This is a genomic window from Fodinibius salipaludis (genome assembly GCF_002287075.1).
Lineage (GTDB): Bacteria > Bacteroidota > Rhodothermia > Balneolales > Balneolaceae > Fodinibius > Fodinibius salipaludis.
Genome location: NZ_NSKE01000003.1, coordinates 329,005 through 347,799 on the forward strand (window position 1 = coordinate 329,005; position 18,795 = coordinate 347,799).

The 18,795-nt window shown below is 41.4% G+C and carries 14 protein-coding genes, 1 tRNA gene and 1 other RNA gene; 4 read left to right on the forward strand and 12 right to left on the reverse strand.

The features are described 5' to 3' along the window. Positions 1-149: 149 nt before the first annotated feature. Positions 150-2,120 carry a TonB-dependent receptor plug domain-containing protein gene (locus CK503_RS05680; RefSeq protein WP_095605826.1) on the forward strand — a complete coding sequence of 657 codons (1,971 nt, stop codon included), beginning with the start codon at positions 150-152 and terminating at the stop codon, positions 2,118-2,120. Between the two features lie 1,072 nt (positions 2,121-3,192). Here CK503_RS05680 and CK503_RS05690 read toward each other — a convergent pair. After that, the gene (locus tag CK503_RS05690) at positions 3,193-4,140 is read right to left on the reverse strand and encodes an OmpA family protein (RefSeq protein WP_255233340.1); all 948 of its coding nucleotides are present in this window, start codon (positions 4,138-4,140) and stop codon (positions 3,193-3,195) included. A 194-nt stretch (positions 4,141-4,334) separates the two neighbouring features. Here CK503_RS05690 and CK503_RS05695 point away from each other — a divergent pair. Continuing rightward, positions 4,335-4,408 (forward strand) — tRNA-Ala (locus tag CK503_RS05695). Between the two features lie 755 nt (positions 4,409-5,163). Then, an RNA gene (ffs, locus tag CK503_RS05700) (signal recognition particle sRNA small type) lies at positions 5,164-5,263 on the forward strand. A 140-nt stretch (positions 5,264-5,403) separates the two neighbouring features. Here ffs and CK503_RS05705 read toward each other — a convergent pair. The 3 genes from CK503_RS05705 to CK503_RS05715 form a co-directional block, all read right to left on the reverse strand. After that, positions 5,404-6,360, reverse strand: a complete 957-nt coding sequence (locus tag CK503_RS05705) for a YpdA family putative bacillithiol disulfide reductase (RefSeq protein ID WP_095605828.1) — start codon at positions 6,358-6,360, stop codon at positions 5,404-5,406. Positions 6,361-6,470: 110 nt separating this feature from the next. After that, positions 6,471-7,421 carry a YheT family hydrolase gene (locus CK503_RS05710; protein WP_095605829.1) on the reverse strand — a complete coding sequence of 317 codons (951 nt, stop codon included), beginning with the start codon at positions 7,419-7,421 and terminating at the stop codon, positions 6,471-6,473. 115 nt (positions 7,422-7,536) lie between these two features. Next, on the reverse strand, positions 7,537-10,557 hold the full coding sequence (locus CK503_RS05715) for a S8/S53 family peptidase (RefSeq protein WP_095605830.1): 3,021 nt from the start codon (positions 10,555-10,557) through the stop codon (positions 7,537-7,539). A gap of 253 nt (positions 10,558-10,810) precedes the next feature. Here CK503_RS05715 and CK503_RS05720 point away from each other — a divergent pair, with 253 nt between their 5' ends. After that, positions 10,811-11,467, forward strand: coding sequence for a hypothetical protein (locus CK503_RS05720; RefSeq protein ID WP_095605831.1), 657 nt, complete (start codon positions 10,811-10,813; stop codon positions 11,465-11,467). A gap of 11 nt (positions 11,468-11,478) precedes the next feature. On the opposite strand, the gene CK503_RS05725 is transcribed toward CK503_RS05720, so the two are convergent. From CK503_RS05725 to CK503_RS05765, 8 genes are all read right to left on the reverse strand, one after another. Beyond that, positions 11,479-11,937, reverse strand: coding sequence for a hypothetical protein (locus tag CK503_RS05725; RefSeq protein WP_095605832.1), 459 nt, complete (start codon positions 11,935-11,937; stop codon positions 11,479-11,481). A 61-nt stretch (positions 11,938-11,998) separates the two neighbouring features. Further along, positions 11,999-13,375, reverse strand: a complete 1,377-nt coding sequence (locus tag CK503_RS05730) for a murein hydrolase activator EnvC family protein (RefSeq protein ID WP_095605833.1) — start codon at positions 13,373-13,375, stop codon at positions 11,999-12,001. Beyond that, the gene (locus tag CK503_RS05735; RefSeq protein ID WP_176466224.1) at positions 13,372-14,136 is read right to left on the reverse strand and encodes a DUF4292 domain-containing protein; all 765 of its coding nucleotides are present in this window, start codon (positions 14,134-14,136) and stop codon (positions 13,372-13,374) included. Before CK503_RS05735 ends, CK503_RS05730 begins: the two co-directional genes overlap by 4 nt. Before the next feature lie 2 nt (positions 14,137-14,138). After that, complete coding sequence (locus tag CK503_RS05740; protein WP_095605835.1) at positions 14,139-15,857, reverse strand: tetratricopeptide repeat protein; 1,719 nt, start codon at positions 15,855-15,857, stop codon at positions 14,139-14,141. 65 nt (positions 15,858-15,922) lie between these two features. Next, the gene (locus CK503_RS05745) at positions 15,923-16,666 is read right to left on the reverse strand and encodes a helical backbone metal receptor (RefSeq protein WP_095605836.1); all 744 of its coding nucleotides are present in this window, start codon (positions 16,664-16,666) and stop codon (positions 15,923-15,925) included. 57 nt (positions 16,667-16,723) lie between these two features. Next, positions 16,724-17,128 carry an REP-associated tyrosine transposase gene (locus CK503_RS05750; RefSeq protein WP_095605837.1) on the reverse strand — a complete coding sequence of 135 codons (405 nt, stop codon included), beginning with the start codon at positions 17,126-17,128 and terminating at the stop codon, positions 16,724-16,726. Between the two features lie 273 nt (positions 17,129-17,401). Next, the gene (locus CK503_RS05760; protein ID WP_095605839.1) at positions 17,402-18,268 is read right to left on the reverse strand and encodes a fructosamine kinase family protein; all 867 of its coding nucleotides are present in this window, start codon (positions 18,266-18,268) and stop codon (positions 17,402-17,404) included. Beyond that, on the reverse strand, positions 18,265-18,777 hold the full coding sequence (locus CK503_RS05765) for a low molecular weight protein-tyrosine-phosphatase (protein ID WP_095605840.1): 513 nt from the start codon (positions 18,775-18,777) through the stop codon (positions 18,265-18,267). The genes CK503_RS05760 and CK503_RS05765 overlap by 4 nt, the downstream gene beginning before the upstream one ends. Positions 18,778-18,795 lie beyond the last annotated feature (18 nt).

Below are 18,795 nucleotides of genomic sequence, written 5' to 3' on the forward strand. Positions count from 1 at the left end.
ATATAAATTTGTGTAAAAAGACCCGATGAGGTGATTTCATCGGGTCTTTTTGTTGAAATGAGAAGAAGAAAAATTCTCTTTCAATGAAGCATTGTCCCTAATATCTTCAGCACCTTTAAAAAAAAGATCTATCAAAAAAAATTCTGGAAATGGACTTATTGAATAGGAATCTTATATCTACGATATTTTTATCAATTTTAACTTCTTTGTTTTTGGTGGGAATTTCTCATCCTTCGCAAGCCCAAGAGGCTGAAACCTTAGATACTCTCGTTGTTTCTAAGGAAGTGGTTGTTTCTTCGAGTAGGGTACCCCAAACTGTTGCCGGATCCGGACGTAGTATCACAACAATTTCTGACCGCATGATTCAGGATGCACCTGCGCATACTCCGGATGAGCTTCTTCGTTATGTTCCAGGTGTAGAAGTGCAGTCACGGGGAGCTTTTGGAACCCAATCAGATTTTAGCCTTCGCGGAAGCACCTTTTCTCAGGTGTTAGTACTGGTTGACGGTATGCGAATTAATGAGCCCCTTACGGCACATCTTAACTCCAATATACCGGTGGCCTCTTCAGAAATACAACGTATTGAGGTGTTGCATGGACCGGCTGCTGCACAGTATGGGGCCGATGCCGTTGGAGGGGTTATTAACATTATCACCCATACCTTTGGGAGTCAACCTTCGGCGAAAAAAACCACTGCTCGAATTAAAGGAGGTTACGGCCAAGTCGACCTCAAAATGGGGAAAGGTGGATTTTATCATAGTAATGAAAACGCGCGTTTTAGCGGTGGTGGAATGTGGCACAAAAGTCCCGGTCAGGAATTATCAAATGGATACAAGAATCGTTTTAATATCGCCAATGGATCTGTATCGGGAGGCTTCAAGTTAAATAATAACTGGGATTTGGCATTACGAACAGGTTATGATTACCGCGATTTTAATGCCAAGTATTACTATACCGCGAGTCCATTAGACGAAGCCACCGAAACGGTTTCGGTGTGGTGGAACCAAATGCGTTTACAGCGGAGTACGGAAAGTAGTGTGACAACCTTAAAGGGTTCACTAAAGCGCACCAATGATGAATATATTTTTAATCCTGAATTTCCTGGGAATCAACACACTACCACAATGGGTTCGATGCAGTTATATCAGTATCGAACATTATCGGATAATTGGGATGTGACTTATGGCGTGCAGTTGAACAATCGAATGATTCGAAGTAGTGACAGGGGCGATCACAGTGATTGGCATTACGCCGGCTTTACGATGTTGCAATGGCAACCGTCAAATCCAATGACGGTTTCGGGAAGTTTGCGGTTAGATCATGATGATAATTACGGTACGGAGCTCATGCCACAGCTAAGTTTCTCGTATCAGCAAGACCAGTGGATTCTGCGAGCTTCGGGAGGAAGAAGTATTCGTGCTCCGGGCTATACAGAGCGATTTATATCAACTAATTTGTCTGGTCCGTTAGCAGAAGGACGAAATCTTGGGAATCCTTGGCTGCAAGCAGAACGAGCATGGTCTGGCGAAACAGGTGTAGATCTCTTCCCGTGGAAAAATGTGCGTTTCTCCACGACGGGGTTTGTCCGTGAGTCGAGCGGTTTGATAGACTACGTGGTTACGAGTTCAGAACAAATTAGAAATAATGGAAACTTACAAGTAGCAACAGATTATCTGTATGCTCAAAATATAAACAGCGTTACAACCGTCGGATTGGAAACGGAGTTGTCAGTAAATAAAAACTTGGGAAATAACTGGCTGGCTAACGGAACGCTGGGATATTCATTTACCGACTTTTTTGGCGGTGAGGATGTAGCCTCAAAGTATATATCCAACTATGCACGACATATGGTAAACACTATTGTTACTCTTGATAAGGGAGCTTTTAATGGTACTGTGAGTATGGTTTGGAAAAAACGTCAGTCTGCACAAAACGAAACAATTGAAGCATCTAAATCTTCAATTTACAACATGTGGAATCTAAAGTTAGGCTACGATATAACTCAAAATGTCTCAGTGGGACTTCAAGTTGATAATATATTTGATCAGAAAAATCAGGATATATTGGGAGCGCAAATGCCGGGCCGTTGGGCGTTGGGTACCCTAAGTTGGAAGTTATAACGTATAAGGTACATAAGTTTCATTTTAGATCCTCGCAGGTAATACTGCGGGGATTTTTCTTTTTTTGATATATTGGATGAATATTTAGTGATAATTGTATATTAAATATCATCTGTTATGAAAAATCAGCAAGCGGTAACGGTTCTTTCATCATTAATAGTATTGCTGGCAATGGCTGCTGCAGGTACGGGTTTTTTTTTATCGGGAGGGTCGGGCCAATTTAGAGTTGAAACTGTCCGGGAGATATGGTTACCGTTTATGGGGAAGGAGTTTACAAGCATATGTCGGTCTCAGTAGCCCTCAAGGTATAGCGCAAGATTATGTTACGCTTTTTGTGGGAGTTCTTTTGTTGATACTTAGCTTGGTCTGGGTTCGAAAGAATTCACTTAAGGAACGCTTTTTGTTAGCGGGGGTCTTGGGATATTTTTTGGTGACCTATCTTTTTTACCTGGTTATGGGTATGTACAATGTATTGTTTTTGGTATATGTAGCATTACTTGGGACATCATTCTTTGCCTTTACATTAACACTGTTATCATTCAATGTGTCGGAAGTGTCTCAATATTTTGGGAAGAATATGCCGAGAAAATTTACCGGCAGCTTTTTGATTTTCAACAGTATGCTTATCGGGTTGATGTAGTTGGGCGTGGTTGTACCTCCCTTGTTTGATGGTTACGTCATTCCATCCGAGGTTGAACACTATACCACGCTTGTTGTTCAGGGCTTAGACCTGGCACTGCTGCTTCCGCTTGCGTATGTGTCCGGTTGGCTATTTTACAGGGAAAAACCGATGGGGGATCTATTGGCTCCTGTGTACGTTATTTTTTTATCGATCTTAATGATAGTATTGACGGCGATTATTATTATACCACTATTAGCTTTGACTGCTATATTTTGCTCGGTATCAATTATTCGGAATATAAGAGAGCCTTATTGAGTAAATAGCTAAAGTGAAGTTATTGGCTGGGGTAAAGAAACGTAATGATCAGCTGTACCACTATTTATTTAGGAAATAAAAAAGGCGACCTCAAAACGAGGTCGCCTTTAATAATTTATGATATTCCGTTAAGCCTTAGTTATTCGGCTCATACTGGTAAGGGTTCAACGGATGAGATTCTGCACGTCGGTTTTTACGGCAGCCTTGTTTTTCCGTTTTATCCATGCATGGTTGAGGAGCTTTTCCTAATCCGCGAGATTCAATGCGGTTCTCGGAAATGCCATTCTCGATATAAAATTGTTTGACGGATTCTGCTCGTCGCTTACTTAAACGCAAGTTATATTGATCTCCACCAACGTGGTCAGTATAAGCGTCGATGCGAATTCGGAATTTAGAAGAATTCATCAATTTCTTGATGTTCTTGTTTAGAATACTTGCAGCAGCCTTGTCAATATTAGACTTATCGAAGTTAAAATTAACAGTTCCAAGATCACCTTTCTTTAAGAAAGGAGGATCGTTGCTGTCATTAGGATCCGTATCCATTTCAATTTCCTGACTGTCGTTAAAGCCGTCACCGTCAGAATCAGCATTGTTAGGATCAGTACCGTACTCATTAACTTCTTCACTGTCAGTCAGACCGTCACCATCACTGTCGGCACTTAATGGATCAGTATTGTATTCGTTGACTTCCTCACCGTCAGTTAACCCGTCACCGTCAGTATCTTCATTTAACGGGTCGGTATTATAGGAATTAACTTCTTCACCGTCTTCAAGACCGTCTCCATCAGAGTCGGCATTGTTAGGATCAGTGTCATATTCATTGATTTCTTCGCCATCAGTGAGGCCATCACCGTCACTGTCAGCGCTTAACGGATCAGTGTTGTGCTCATTCATTTCCGCCCAGTCACTAAGACCGTCATCATCAGTATCAAGAGAGCGAAGGGTTTCTTCATCTAATGATTGAAGATATTCCAGATCTCGGTCAGAGGGGGCTCTAAGTTCTTCGGTACCGGCACAGCCAGTAAGCAATGCCATTCCAAGAAACACGGAAGAAAGAAGTAGTATTATTTGTTTATTTATCATCGTGTTACGAGTGTAGGTTAAAAGTTAATTTGTGATAGATTGTAAGATAGTGTTTTCCAGAAAAATTATAAATATCTTTATAAAAGACTTAGCTACAATATGTTATCTAATATGATTAAAAACAAAATAAAGTTAATCTTACTATAGGGGTGTAATTTCCAATAAAACTTCTTTATATTAGCCTACTCTTAAATGGGGCTATAGCTCAGTTGGCTAGAGCGCTTGCATGGCATGCAAGAGGTCCGGGGTTCAAGTCCCCGTAGCTCCACTTTTTATTTTCATTTCTGCCAAGCACCATATTCTTTAATTAACACTGCTTCATACTTGGGATAAGAGTAAATGTTCCCAGTCTTTTTTGATTAATATTTTACCATCAAGAGATATTATATTGAATCCAATTTTTAGTGAAAGTTGTGTTAATTTAGGTCAGCTATATTCATATGGTTAAAACATATTAGAAAGGGTGGGTGTATTATTTTCTATTTGATGTTGATATAATCATTTTCTTGGTCAACTTAATATGGACCCTGAAATAGGTGAAACCTTGGAGAATTTTCAAGTATAAATGCCCAAACGGTGTTGGTTAATGAATCGAGAGCTCCCCTACTTTATTTTGACTATTTACACGGACTAAAAATAGTTCGAGTATTCAAATAACTTTTAATTGAATTGGTAGACTTTTGGAAATTCGTAAGGCCTCGGACTATAGGTTTAGGTTAAATTCATCACAAATATGAATTTGCCTGTAATGAAAAATTGAACAGGAAAAAGTCTATAAAAATAAGGGGTGGGACAGCTATAAAATTATTTCAAGAATCATTCGGAGCTGGAATGGTTTGTCCCGAACAACGATCCTCTCATTCATACGAATCCTTCTTTGGCATATCTTAGTTAATGAGAAAGGATAAAAGAAAATCCCTTTCCTGAGGATTGGAGCGGCGTTTACGTGATGAAGTTAAAATATTATGTGGGGTTAATTTTGTTTGCCAAATACCCCGGGAAAATCGTATCTTTGTCTTTCGAGGGTAGGCCCTACGCAGCCAGCTCCCTCTGAACTCCGTCAGGACCGGAAGGTAGCAGCGGTAGGAGGTTGTAGCGGCGTGATGTAGGTTGCTTACCCTCTCTTTTTTTTTGCCTCATATCTTATTGATAAATGCCAGTCAGATTTGAACGAATTGGGATTTTTTAAAGGTTATTTGTTCGAAATAAAGTCACTATCATTTTACTCATGTTTCTATCTCGAACGAAGGAGGGGGCTACTCTTTAGTCTATTTTCTTCTGAATATCATTGGCAATATGCTCGGCATGGACACGCGTATTTTCAATAAATAACTTGCTGGTATCCATCCCACCACAAACTACGCCGGCTACATACATCCCTTTGCGGTTAGTCTCAAGTGTTTTCTCGTTGTAAACCGGCATTTTGTCTTCATCGTCAGTAAGATCAATACCAAAGCTCGTCATTAAATCAAAGTTTGGTTTATAACCGGTCATAGCCAGCACAAAATCGTTGGTGATGGTTTTTGTGCCGTTGGGTGTATCCAAGATAACTTCACTTTCTTTGACTTCCTTCACCTCGGTATTAAAGAAGCCGGTAATTTCCTCATTTTTAATGCGGTTTTGGATATCAGGTTTCACCCAATATTTTACGGATTCTTTAATTTTTGAATTACGAACAGCTAACGTGACATTGGCGTTAGCACGATAGGTTTCTAAGGCAGCATCCACAGCTGAATTGCCGCCACCAATGACAAGTACATCCTGCCAGGCATAAGCATGGGCTTCATCATAGTAGTGACGAACCTTATCGAGTTCTTCACCGGGAATACCCATCATTTTGGGAACATCATAAAACCCGGTAGCAACGACTACTTTTGAGGCTTCGTAGCTGTCTTGATCAGTTTTAATGGTAAAGGACTGATCTCGTCCCTGGATATCCTGCACTTCTTCATAGAGATGAATATCCAGATCATAACTTTCTGCGGCGCGACGATAATACTCAAGCGCTTCGCGGCGCGTTGGTTTTGGATTGTGAGAAATGAAAGGAACGTCCCCAATCTCTAACCGCTCAGAGGTGGAGAAAAAAGTCATATCTTTGGGATAGTGGAAAATGCTGTTGACCAAACAGCCTCGTTCAATAATTTTTGCGGGGATATTTTTTCGTTTCAGTTCAATAGCGGTGGCTAATCCAATGGGGCCGGAACCAACAATAATAACCATATGCGTTTTTATAAGATGTTCGAGAATTTTGCCTGTTAAAATACAGTTTTTAACAAAAGGGACCCAAGATCAGTTCTATGAAAAGTTTTAATACCGGTGATAGGAAATTCCTATAAATTACTGTTCAAGTAGTTTTCAATTACAAAATTGAGCCACCCCCGGGGCTTGCTCCAAAAACCCACATGTCCGCCCTCCTTGGTAATAATATAGTCGGTGAATGGATTTTGGTTAATCTTTGCTAAAGGCATTGCTTCAATTGGACACAGTGGATCTTCTTTGCTGTGAATAAATAGTGTATCAATTTTGATACCATCTACAAATCGTCGGGCCGAGCACTGTTCATAGTAGTCTTCGGCTCCCTCAAAATTGTGGATTGGGGCTGTAACCTGATCATCAAATTCATAAATGGTGGATCCAGAAAACTCAGGCAGGTTGGGAAAGAACTTTCGTTTTTCGTTGAGCTTTTTACGCAACGTCCGCAGAAAACGGTATTCGTAAATACGGTTAAATCCTTTTGAAAGGATGATAGATCCCAATCGCAAATCAAATGGTACGGATACGGCAACAGCTGTTTCGACGTTGCTTTCTTTACCGGTTTCTCCAAGATATTTTGCCAAGGCATTACCACCAAGGGAAAAACCTACTGCACCAATTTTTTTATTGGGATACTCTTCTGCGACCCAATTTAAAACCGTTTGATAATCGTTTGTTTCTCCGGAGTGATAAAATCGTGGCTGATCATTGAGTTTTGATCCGCAGCCCCTGAAGTTTACTCCCACCACCGAATATCCTTTGTTGATGAGCACTTTCATGAGTTCAACTATGTAATAGCGTTTGGTTGAGCCTTCGAGGCCGTGAAACAAAGTGATGATGGCATCAGAGTCAGATTGGATGTGACAGTCAAGCTCCAGAAAATCATTATCGGGAGTTGCGATTTCAATTCTTTTTAGTGGAGGTTGTTGGGTATCCCCGAACAATGACCGAGCGGTGGTATGCATATGACCATTAAAACACCAGTAAGGAGCTCGAAGATGGGGAACATGTCGTAGATTTGTTTTCATAGCGCAATACTAAAAAACTATCAGAATTTATCCGAGTAAATTGAGTGTTTAAAAACCTCAGAATATCGATGAGAGAGGATGCATTATGATGATTATTACAAGAATAGATTACACGTCAAGGAGCCTTTATTTTTGTTATGGGAATTGTTTGAGAGTCACGATCGGTCTCAAGACGAATAAAATAAACACCGCTGCTTAAATTGCGGGCATTGAAGGTTAGAAAATGGGCACCAGCATCAAGATTGGTGTCAGCTATCTGACGGACCTTGCGCCCCAACACATCAAAAACGGATAGGGTTACGTGGGAATCATGATCAAGATCGAAGTGGATTTCAGTTTCTTCATTAAAGGGGTTGGGATAGTTCTGGAAAAGCTCTGTCTGTTGGGGAATTTCATCAGCCGTAGCTCGACCTGTGGGCGAAACTTCAAAGAAGTTCCGGGATCGTGCTTCAGTAATTTGATCGCGCAGTTCATTCAAATCCTCTCCAAAAGCGTAGAGGAATCCCACTGTTATATCGGCGCCCGGATTTAGCGTATAAGGTCCCGAGCTGGTAACGGCAGAAATGTCGGTATTTTGTAGATCTGTTCGTACGGTTCCGGCGGTTAGCGAGGCTTCTTTTTCTGAATCAGAAAAACCAGCATAGATACCGAAGGTGAGCGAGTCCTGTCTTCCTTCTATTGTATTGTCGATGGCAAGAGCTCCTGACATCGGTCCCAAATGTGCAACAGCAACTGTTGGTTGAGTGCTTGATGAGGAAGCGTCAGAGATGTAGAGCAGGCTGTCGTTTTCACTGTAGGAGATGTTATTATTACCCGAATTGCTGCCAATATCCCAGTCGTTGAATAACCCAACGTACATGTTTTCCATTGTTATGAATTGTGAGGGATTAGTGATGGTATACTTGACAAAGACTACCTTGTTGATAGCGTGGTCATTGAAGGCAAAAGTTTCCAGCTGGATGGAGGCTCGTTTTGCGCTGTCGTTGAGAGTAACAAATCGGGTAGATCCCTTCAGGCCATTTCCATTAGTGGTTGGTAGAATAGTGACGGCATCTTGAGGAAGAAAATCACGAGAAACATTTCCACCGGTGGTCCGAACAGCATCAAAAAGCTCTTCGTTAAACTGCATTATAAGTCCTCCCTCAAAAAGTAAGTTGTCTCCTTCTTTATACCCACCTGTACCGTCGGGATAGCGGGGAATAAAGCCGACACCGCCGCGGCCGGCCAGGGGATCAGAAAAGCCAAATGTACCTTCGGCTCCAAAAGAAGTTTTTACATTATTGCCAGCAATAACTTCGAAAAACATGTCTTCGTAAACGAGGGCATTAAAATCGTTGTAATCCAGACTATTGTCGATAAATTCTAATCGAAAGGCCGGTATTTCGGTTAGATCAAAATTGCTGGAAATTTTGATCGGAAAACTTAAATCCATGGTATCACCGGTAGCGAAACTTCCCAACTGCTGTCTTGAGTTCTCCAGTTGCACCTCGCTTTCATTTAATGATAAAAGTTCCAGTTCAAGGTTAGATGTTGTATTGCCTACATTGGTGATGGTTAGCTCAATAATTCCCTCTTCGCCCAGCGAAAGCTTATTTTCTTCGTTGTTAATAAATTCTTGAGATACTACTTTTAAGCCTGGCAGGTTGGTGTTCAGCGCCTGATAGGCATCAATCGAACCGTGGCCAAGCTGATTTTCGAGGTCGGGATTAGAATCATCAATATAATTGGCAGATGCACGAATTTGCATACCGATGCGTTCGGGCTTCCAATTAGGGTATAGATCCCCAACAAGTGACGCAAGTCCGCTAACTACGGGAGCTGACATAGAGGTACCGGTTTTGGAAATGTAGTTATTATTATAGGAAGTGCTGAGGATATCAGTACCTGTAGCCAGTACGTCCAAGTTATATCCGAAATTGGAATAGGAAGAGCGGTTATTTTCTGTATCTATTGATCCTACTGCAATTGTTTTATCATAACGGGCAGGGTATTCTGTTCTGCTGGCTTCGTTACCGGCGGAAGCGATGACGAGAGAGCCCATTTGCGTGGCAAGGTTTGTAATATCTTCTTCAGCCTGGGAGGCTGATCCGCCACTCCAGCTACAATTTATGATATCGGCTCCGTTATTTGCAGCATACAAGATACCCTCGTATCCAAACCCGATAACGTCGTCAAAGTTGGGAGCACCGCCCGCTTTTATAGGTATATAAGTGGCGTTGTAGGCGGCACTGGCAATCCCTTCTCCATTATCTGTTTTTGCTGCAGCGATACCGGCTACGTGTGTGCCGTGATCGGTGGCATCATGCATGGGGTTATTATCTTGCGTGATGTTTTGCCCATCACTCCCCGATTCCCAGAAATCCCACCCAAAAAGATCATCTGTGAATTCATTATTGTCATTATCATTAGCATCTGTAAAATCAGAGTCATTATGCAGGGCATCTTCCAGGGTAATGCTTCCATCGCCATTATGGTCTGCACTATTTTGTTCAAGGTACATCCATACTTCAGAAGCCGTTACCTCTCCGTCGTCATTTTCATCAGCCTGTTTAAAAACGGTTGCTGGAATTTCATCCTGGTTTATCCAGAGGTTCTCATTTAGCTCAGAGTGCGTATAGTCAACGCCTCCATCGACTACGGCAATAATAATATCTCGAGAACCTTTACTTAAATCCCAGGCATCGGTAAAGTTGTGGGCGTCAACGAACTTCTGGATATCGGGATCGTTTGGCTCGGCATTCATATGGCGGATATATCGGGGTTCGGCATAGTCTACGCCGGGCATTCTATTTATTTTGTAAGCGAGTTGTGCCGGATCAATGCTATGGTTGAAAATAACTTCTTCAATTCGAAGAACGTCATTTGCTGCTGGTACCTGTTGGGCTTTAATCATCTGTTGTGTTTTGGCTGAAAGGAGGGGACGACTGAGTCTGGCACCGTACTTATTAAGCAGTTGTTGGACTGCTGACTTGGGATTACTGCCAATTTTGTTTTGAATCTGCTGGAACTTTTGGTCCGACTTATATTTTATTATAAGCCGATTTGGAAAATAATCGTTTTGCTGAGATTGAGAGGCTCCAAACAAAGGCAGCAGAAAAATGAAAATGAATAGTTTAGCTGAAAGCTTTTTAAGCATACAGATACATTTAAGAAGGAAATTTTATTTACGGGTAAAAAGTTTTTAAATGTAACTTAAAAAAAATAGTATATCAGTTTAGGTACGTATATCCAATTTGCTCAAAATCAAAAGTAAAATAATGTGATTATACAAGCTAAGACAGGCAACATTAAAGATTTAATTCAGTTATTGTAACTGTATAATTAATTGGGCAATTTTAGATGCCATTGAATGTCCGTTTTAATCGTATATCGCAATAAATTAACGCACAATGAAAAAGAAGGTATTTTCAAGGTTTTGTAAGATTCTAACATCTGCTTTACTACTTATTTTATCGGCAGGTGTTATTTCTAATACTATTTATGCCCAGTCACAAAGCTCATCTGCAGACAATAACGGAATTCGTCCCCTAAATTATGATGTAGGTATTCATGGGTTGACGGCCAATACTCATTGGCTCAGTGATCTGCATTACAAGGGAAATAGTAAGGAACTCACATATGATGAAAGCTCTGAATTGGAGTTTGTATATCGGAACGTGCGTACTATGTTTCCGCGGCTGGGTGTTGGTTATCAAGTAGTAACCAGCTTTTTTACGGATAGTGAAAATGCTGATTTTGGGGTAGGTAGCTGGGGTGTTGGACCCATTGTTCGCGCTTATCCTTTTAAAACCGATCGCCTGCAACCATACGTACAGCTCAATTCTTTATTCGGGAATAATTTAGCCATGGGCACCCTTGCTAATACCGACAAGGATATGGGTTTTAGAGTTCGCTTGGGTCTTCGAGCCGGCATGGCTATTCGCATTTCTAACAATGTTGGAATATTTACCGAAGTTGGCTACGATTGGGAAAGCGATCGCCTTTTTAAATCTGACAGCCGAAATCTCCAGGCTAATATTGGAATCGATTACTACTTGTTTAACTAAAAGATTCTGAGCTAATTTTTGTTCAGATCGTCATGCGGACGTTTTAGTGAGTTTGGTATATCTTGTTTTTCATCCCGAAGGCGCTGGATATATCGCTGACGTTTGATAGCCCCACGCCGCAATCCGTAGTAGGCACCTAAAAAGGCCGAAAAAATGACGGTGAGTACAAATGCCGGTTGTAATGCTGAAAGCCCCACATTTTTGGTATAAACCCAGAAAATGGTTGGCAGAATAGTAAGAAATGCCATGGTATAAGCAATCCCATCAGGATTCAGAGCCTTGATAGCAAATCTCCGACTGATGCCGAAGTTGAGGTTCAGAAATATTAGTCCAAAGCCAAATAGAAAAAGGTAGCCGGTAGCACCCTCATGGGCAACGTACTGGATAAAGCTGTTGGATATGATGATAAATAGCAATCCGAAAACAAGAGCGCCGCTTATAAATGCAAAAGTGCGTTGCCAATTGGTCATGAAAAGAAAGCTTAGTTATAAATTAATTGGAGAGAAATCCTGAAGATAAAAAATGTTTTAATTAGTAATTGCTGGATATGGGTTCCACTTGAAGCCAGTTTTCAGGATCGAGATTTTTGTCATTTTCGCGAATTAGAAAAAACAGACTTTCGCCTTTAGGAGAATCCTCATCGCCGGAAAGCCCAAGGATATCACCTTGATTTAATACTTCGCTTTTGTGCACCATAACCTGGCTTAAATTGCCATATGCGGTGATAAAGCGTCCGTGTTTAACAAAAATAACATCGCCATAACCAGGGATAGGTCGTACATCAATTACATAGCCATCATGTACCGCTTCAACCGAAGATTGTGCATCGGTTACAATTTCAATCCCCAAATTGGGAGTTTTTGTTCCGTAAACAGGGTGCACTTTATTGCCAAAATGTTCGGCGATAGTCCTGCTATCGACGGGCCAGGGAAGCTCTCCTTTATTTGAGGCAAACCGGTTTTCGATCTCCTCCATCTTATTAGAGTCCAGAAAGTTATCGAGTTTGATAGGCTCGGAATACTTCTCAACTTCGGCTTCCCGTTTGGCATCATCCTCAATTTTTTTGGCAGCAGCCAGTTTTTTCTTTCGTTCGGCTTCTAATTGACGGAGTTTTTGTTCTCGGGCTTTTCGTATTTCTTCTTCACGCCGAATGAGATCAGAAAGCGTATTATTAAGATTATCTTTTTGTTGCTGAACTTCTTTTAATTTGTTGTTGATCTCTTCTCGGTTTTCCCGTAACAGGGCCACATTTTTTTCCTGTTGCTCTTTCTTCTCGGCCAGCTCTTGTTTTTCGTTTCTAATTTCTTGTAATACTTCCTCATTTTTTTCTTGGGCTTTAACCAGCTGTTCTTTGGTTTGCTCAAGGTCCTTTTCAGCTTGACGAATTTCCTGCGCCTGCTGCTCGCGGTAGTTGTTGAACTTTTCGAGATAAAAGGATCGTATCAGCATTTGGTTGATAGAGGAAGCGGAAAAAATAAGGGCCAGCTGGGAAGTGCGGCCTTGTTTGTACAGATAACTGAGTGTTTGTTTATAGTTTTCAATCAGTCGTTCTAACTCAGCCCGTTTGGCACTCAGTGATTCTGTTGTAATCGTGATTTCTTCTTGAATTTGGGATTGCTCCTGCTGCAACTGAGATAGCTTTTCATCCTGAAGGGCAATAAGCTGTTTTAAGTTTTGATACTTTTGGTATAGGGCTTCGTACTTTTCTTCTGCTTGCTGCAGGCGTTGTTCGAACTCCTGAATTTTTTTATTCAGACGCTCTATTTCGGCGCGTGTATTTTTCTGCTTCTCAACGATGTTATTTCGTAGCTCGTTAAATTCCTGGACAACAGCGGACTGGCCGAACAGGAGGTCCGGAGCCACCAATAAGCAGGTGACAATCGCTATGAGGCTATATATTTTTTTCATTTGTGATAAATGGGGATATCGTCTGGTAACTCAATTATTAATGCGTCAAGCGTGGGATTAAGTTCTAATGCTGTTAGTTGTAAAGCAACTTTTGATTCACGATCAGGCCCGAATATACTAATTCTGCGCGGAAGGGTGAACCCTTTCATTGAGGTATATGCACTATATTCAATTTTTGAGTACGGTAGGTTGGTAGATGAAGGCTGTACAATTTGGTTTATAGTATGCGATTGTCTGTCGATATAAACTTTTGTACCAGTTTTTAATTGTAGCTGATAGAGTGTTTCACTTTCCAGGAATTGCTCAACATCCTCTTCTTTGATTGAATAATTTAGTATGGATAAAATATTAAGTGAGGCCAGCCGGTTTATGCGATTCAGACTGGCTCCCTTTACAGGCACTTTCCGGGCATATTTATCCACTTTGTTATAAACGAGAAGCGTATCACCGTCAGTGAGTAATTGTCCGCCTTCAATACCCAAACCATTGCGAATTGTTACAAGGCTTTTTTGTCGGTTGCTGGCAAAGTGAATGGTAACGCGCTCGGTGTTGCCCGGCTCGCTAACTATCGCACGTCCTTTACCTTCAACAGATTGTAAATCATCACTATAGTCGGGCACTTTATTAATGGTTTTCGATAGGTTTGCTTCCGATGGACGAAAATTATCGTCAACAAGTTTTTGGGAGCTCGAACAGGAAATCATCACCAGGCATAACCATCCCCATAAAAAATAGTGTAATAGGTGTTGGTGTAGATTCACGGTTAGTTCAATATTTTTTCTTTGAGATAAGTTCTTGACGGATCCTTGTCGAGCGCTTTTTGCCACCACTTTTTGGCCTTGTCAGGATCATTGAGTTTAAGGAGAACATCGCCCATATGTTCCAGTGTCTCGGCGCTGGGATCCCCCGAATCAATGGCCTTTCGGATATAACTTTGAGCTTTTTGTAGCTGCCCCTGCTTATAGTATATCCATCCAACGGTATCCAGAAACGAAGTATTGTCCGGAGAAAGTTCTAAAGCACGAAGCGCCAGCTTTTCTGCTTTGGAAAGTTTTTTGTCTTGCTGGGATAGGTAATAGGCGTAATTATTGTAAATAACAGGATTTTCAGTATCCAAGATTATAGCTTCCTGATAATATTCAAAGGCAGCATCCCAGTTTTCTTGTCCGGCATAAGTATCAGCCAGAGAGCCGAAAATATTGGCTTTTAATGGCCTTCGCGCAGGGAGGTTAGAAGCCTCCTTGAGGTGTTGTTCTGCACTATCGTACTGCTCGGTAGATAAATAGGCGTTACCGAGCATGTATAATAAGATGGGCTCCTGAGGAATGTTTTGGATTGCCTGTTTGCCGACTTTTATAACTTCATCAAATCGCCGTTGTTCAAGGAGTAGTTGTAATCGCTGTTGCCAGATGGAATCGTTTGTAGGATTTAATTCTGTAGCCCGTTCAAGTGCACGGAGAGCGTACCGGGTTTGATCGGTGTTTAAAAAGAAATCTGCCGCTAATGCATAAGCTTTACCAGACTTTGGAGCGTTGTGTATAAGTTTCTTGAAAATGTTGTTTGTTGTTTGTTGAATCGCAGAGTTTGAAGGAGCGTTTTTGTATTTACTGTAAATAAAATGTGCAATTTCTTCCTTGGTTTTGGCAGCAACTGTTGAGTCATCCATAAGCACGCCAAGGGTAGTTTCTGCGCTATCCCATTTGGCTTGTGCCAGATAAATGTCAGCAAGGATTATCCGGGATTTGGGATTATTGTTAATTTGGAGAGCACTCTGAATAACATCATGAGCTTCGGCCGGTTTGTTCAGCTCTAAATAGTAGTTGCCCAACAGGTGGAGCGTGGAGAGGTTTCCGGGATCCATCGACCGGATTTTTTCCAGTTCCACAATGGCTGAATCTTTCATATTCAGCTTGTTAAAATTTTTAAGCTTCTCAATCCGTAAGGAGATCATTTCTCCTTTTAGCTGCAGCAGCTTGTTATAAATGGTGTTCGACCGTTCTAATTGTCCCAGATCGGTATAGATTTGTGCAAGATCATATAGAATGTCGATATCCTTGGGATGAGAAGTTAAGGCATTCTGCAGCTCCTTGGCAGCGGTCTTATTATTGCCGATGGCCTTGTAAATTTCAGCAAGTTGTAGATGATACCATTTGTTTTCAGGATTAAGAATTCGGGCCTGCTTACTGTAGTACTCTGCATTTTGAAAATCATTTACTTGTAAGTAGGCATCAGCAAGAGCAAAATTAATTCCGGGATGGTCGGGCAGCTTTACGTACGCCTTGTTTAAAAGGCTGATTGCTTCTTCGTAATTATTGTTTTCAAAAGCGGCTAAACCATCGATGTAAGTAGTTTGTGCTGCGATATATTCTTGTTCTTCGACCGTTTGATTTTGCGCCCAAACCGAAGAGGTGGTAATTGTACACAGCACAACGATATAAACGCATGTTGATGCAGCCCGATTATGTGATAGAATAGTATTCATGAATAAAGACCAACGATTATCTACCCGGTAGTATAACAATTTACAGCCGAGAGTAGGTAACACTTTTAAGCAATGGTTTTACGCCAGCCATTGAGGCGTTTAAAAGCATGTTCCATGCGCGACCCGTACCAGCTAAACCATTCTCCCTCGACCAGCAGTACCCGGGCTGTGGGGCATGCTTCTTCAATTTGTGCCATGTGTTTTTCCTTAAAGGGATAGGGTTCACTGCTTAGTAAAATAAGGTCGGGATTTTGTCTCTTAAGATCATCAAGATCTATTTTGGGATATCGTTTCTGTTCTGCAAACACATTGGGCAGTTGCCAGTGATTCATAATATCATGGATATAGGTATCGCGGCCTACGGTCATCCAGGGATCTTTCCAGATAAGGTAAGCGGTATTTAGTTTGGTAACCTTGGGACGATCGTCGAGTGCTTCTTGGATATTGCTGATTAGGCTTTCTGCTTGTTCCGATCTGTTAAATTTCTTGCCCAGCTCATGGATGGTGATCAGGGCATCTTCAATAGTGGCGATTTGTGTGACATTAACTTCAAAGTCCTCCGCCAGTGTTTTAATATCTTCGGGACGATTTTCTTCTTTATTGGCGATGATATAATCCGGGTTAAGGTCTCGAATTTTATCCAAACGCGGATTTTTTGTCCCACCGATGATGGGAATGTCTTCTACTTTTTCTTTGGGATGTGCGCAAAACCGCGTTCGTCCTACCAATTGCTGTTGTAAGCCCAGGTCAATGACCAATTCCGTAAGGCTGGGGACAAGACTGATAATGCGTTGTGGAGTGTTTGTCATAATGCTCTGGCTATGATTACGTCTTATGATTATTATAGAGCGATTTGCCAAATCGCTCTACACAAAATCACTTTTAAATTCGGATTTACAAAAACTGTAAGGCCAGTCCGTCCATGTATCTACAAGGTTAGCTTTTACAGGGTTTTGTAAAACATAACGTATTGTAGATTCTAATTCTCCCTTATCACGAATAACTCGGTCGAAGCTTTCATGTTGCCAAAATTGACCTTCTCTGCCTAATGCTTTCTTGGCTTCTCTTGCTGTAAATCGTTTTAAACTTCTCAATATTTCAGTAACAGGATTATCTATTTCATCCTCAGTTTTAAGGAGTTTGAAAACAAGGTGTACGTGGTTCGGCATGATGCAATAGGCATAAAGATCATACTTTTTGCTATCTCGATATTCGATAGCATTACAAACCAGTTGTGCTACTGCTTTTTTTCGGAGCCAGAAAGGACCTATATTGTTATTTTCTAAGAGACTTTCATATTTCTAAAAAATTCTTCGATTAATTTTTTAGATAAGGTCTGAGAAACTTTATCGAATTCCTTCTCTATCTCTTTACGCTGGGATTTTATTTTTTGGGTAGCTTCCTTTGGAAGAGATCCTGCAAGGCGAAATGTGATAAAATATTGAGCCTCAGGAGGTTGCCAGTGAGGTAAATTTCGCCTGTAGAAATTCATAACTTTGTTCCATGATTGTAGAGCGATTTGACAAATCGCTCTACTTGATTGATCAAAATTGTTTTACAATACTCTCCACCTGTCGAGCATAGCTTCCGCCAAACAAATTAGTATGCACCAGCAGGGGATATAGATTGTAGATATCCTTGCGCTGCGAAAACCCGGAAGACGTTGGATAGGCCTCTTCATAAGCGCTGTAAAAATTACTTGGGAATCCCCCGAACAGATGAGTGAACGCCAGCTCTATTTCGCGATGCCCGTAATATACGGCCGGATCGTAAACAGTGGCATTCCCATCTTGGTCAAAAAAGTAATTACCTCCCCAAAGATCACCATGTAATAAGCTGGGAGGTTCATCCGGAAAAATATCGGGCAGTTTTTTATACATTGCTTTAAAACGGGAAACCGTATCGGATCCTAACTTCCCACTGTTGGCAGCCATTTGGAGCTGAGGCTCCATGCGCTCCTGAATAAAGAAATCAACCCAATTGTCATGAGGAGTATTAGACTGTGGAAGACGACCGATAAAGTTGTCGTGATCCAGTCCATAGGATTCGTTGTGATGCTTGTGAAGCCGAGCTAACGCTTGACCAAAATTACTGGCTGAATTCGGTTTCGAATGCCCTTCAGATACAAATTCTTGCAGCAAAAAGCCTGTACCATCATCCGTTTCTCCGGTAGCTAATACTGAAGGAATACGCAGCGGAGTATCCGTTGATTTGAGCAACTCAAGCCCTTTCTCTTCAACTACGAACATATGCGGATCGGCCGACGTATTCCATTTCAAAAAGCAGATGGTTTCATCAGCCAATGTAACTTTTGCTGCTTGGTTGATACTGCCGCCCGAAACTTGCCGGATAGACGTTATAGGCTGATCTACTGTTTGCCGGATTTCCTGTTTAACAGAATTCGGAATCATTTTTGGACATGTCTTTCAAGTTCGTTGAGCAGGTTTTCACAACTTCGTTTCACAATCTGGAACACATTTTCAAATCCTTCCGGTCCGCCATAATAGGGGTCGGGGACTTCCCCATCACCCGGACTGGGGTCAAAATCGCGCATGAGGCCTATTTTATGCTCATGATCCCCAGTAGCCATTTGACGAACATTTTTTAGATTCTCATTGTCCATTGCCAGAATAAAATCATAATAGTCCAGATCGGAAGCCTCAAATTGACGCGCTTTTGAATGGAGTGTAATACCGTGTTTTTGGGCAGTACGTTGACTTTTGCTATTGGCGGATTCCCCTATATGATAGGCAGAGGTACCTGCAGAATCGACCTCAAAATGATTTTCAAGGTCGCGTTCGTTGATCAAATGTTGGAATATGCCCTCAGCGGTCGGACTTCGACAAATGTTGCCAAGGCATACAAAACAGATTTTATAGTGGTTTTCTCTGGTTATGGGGTCATTTACGGGGGTATCCATATAGCAAATACAATTAAT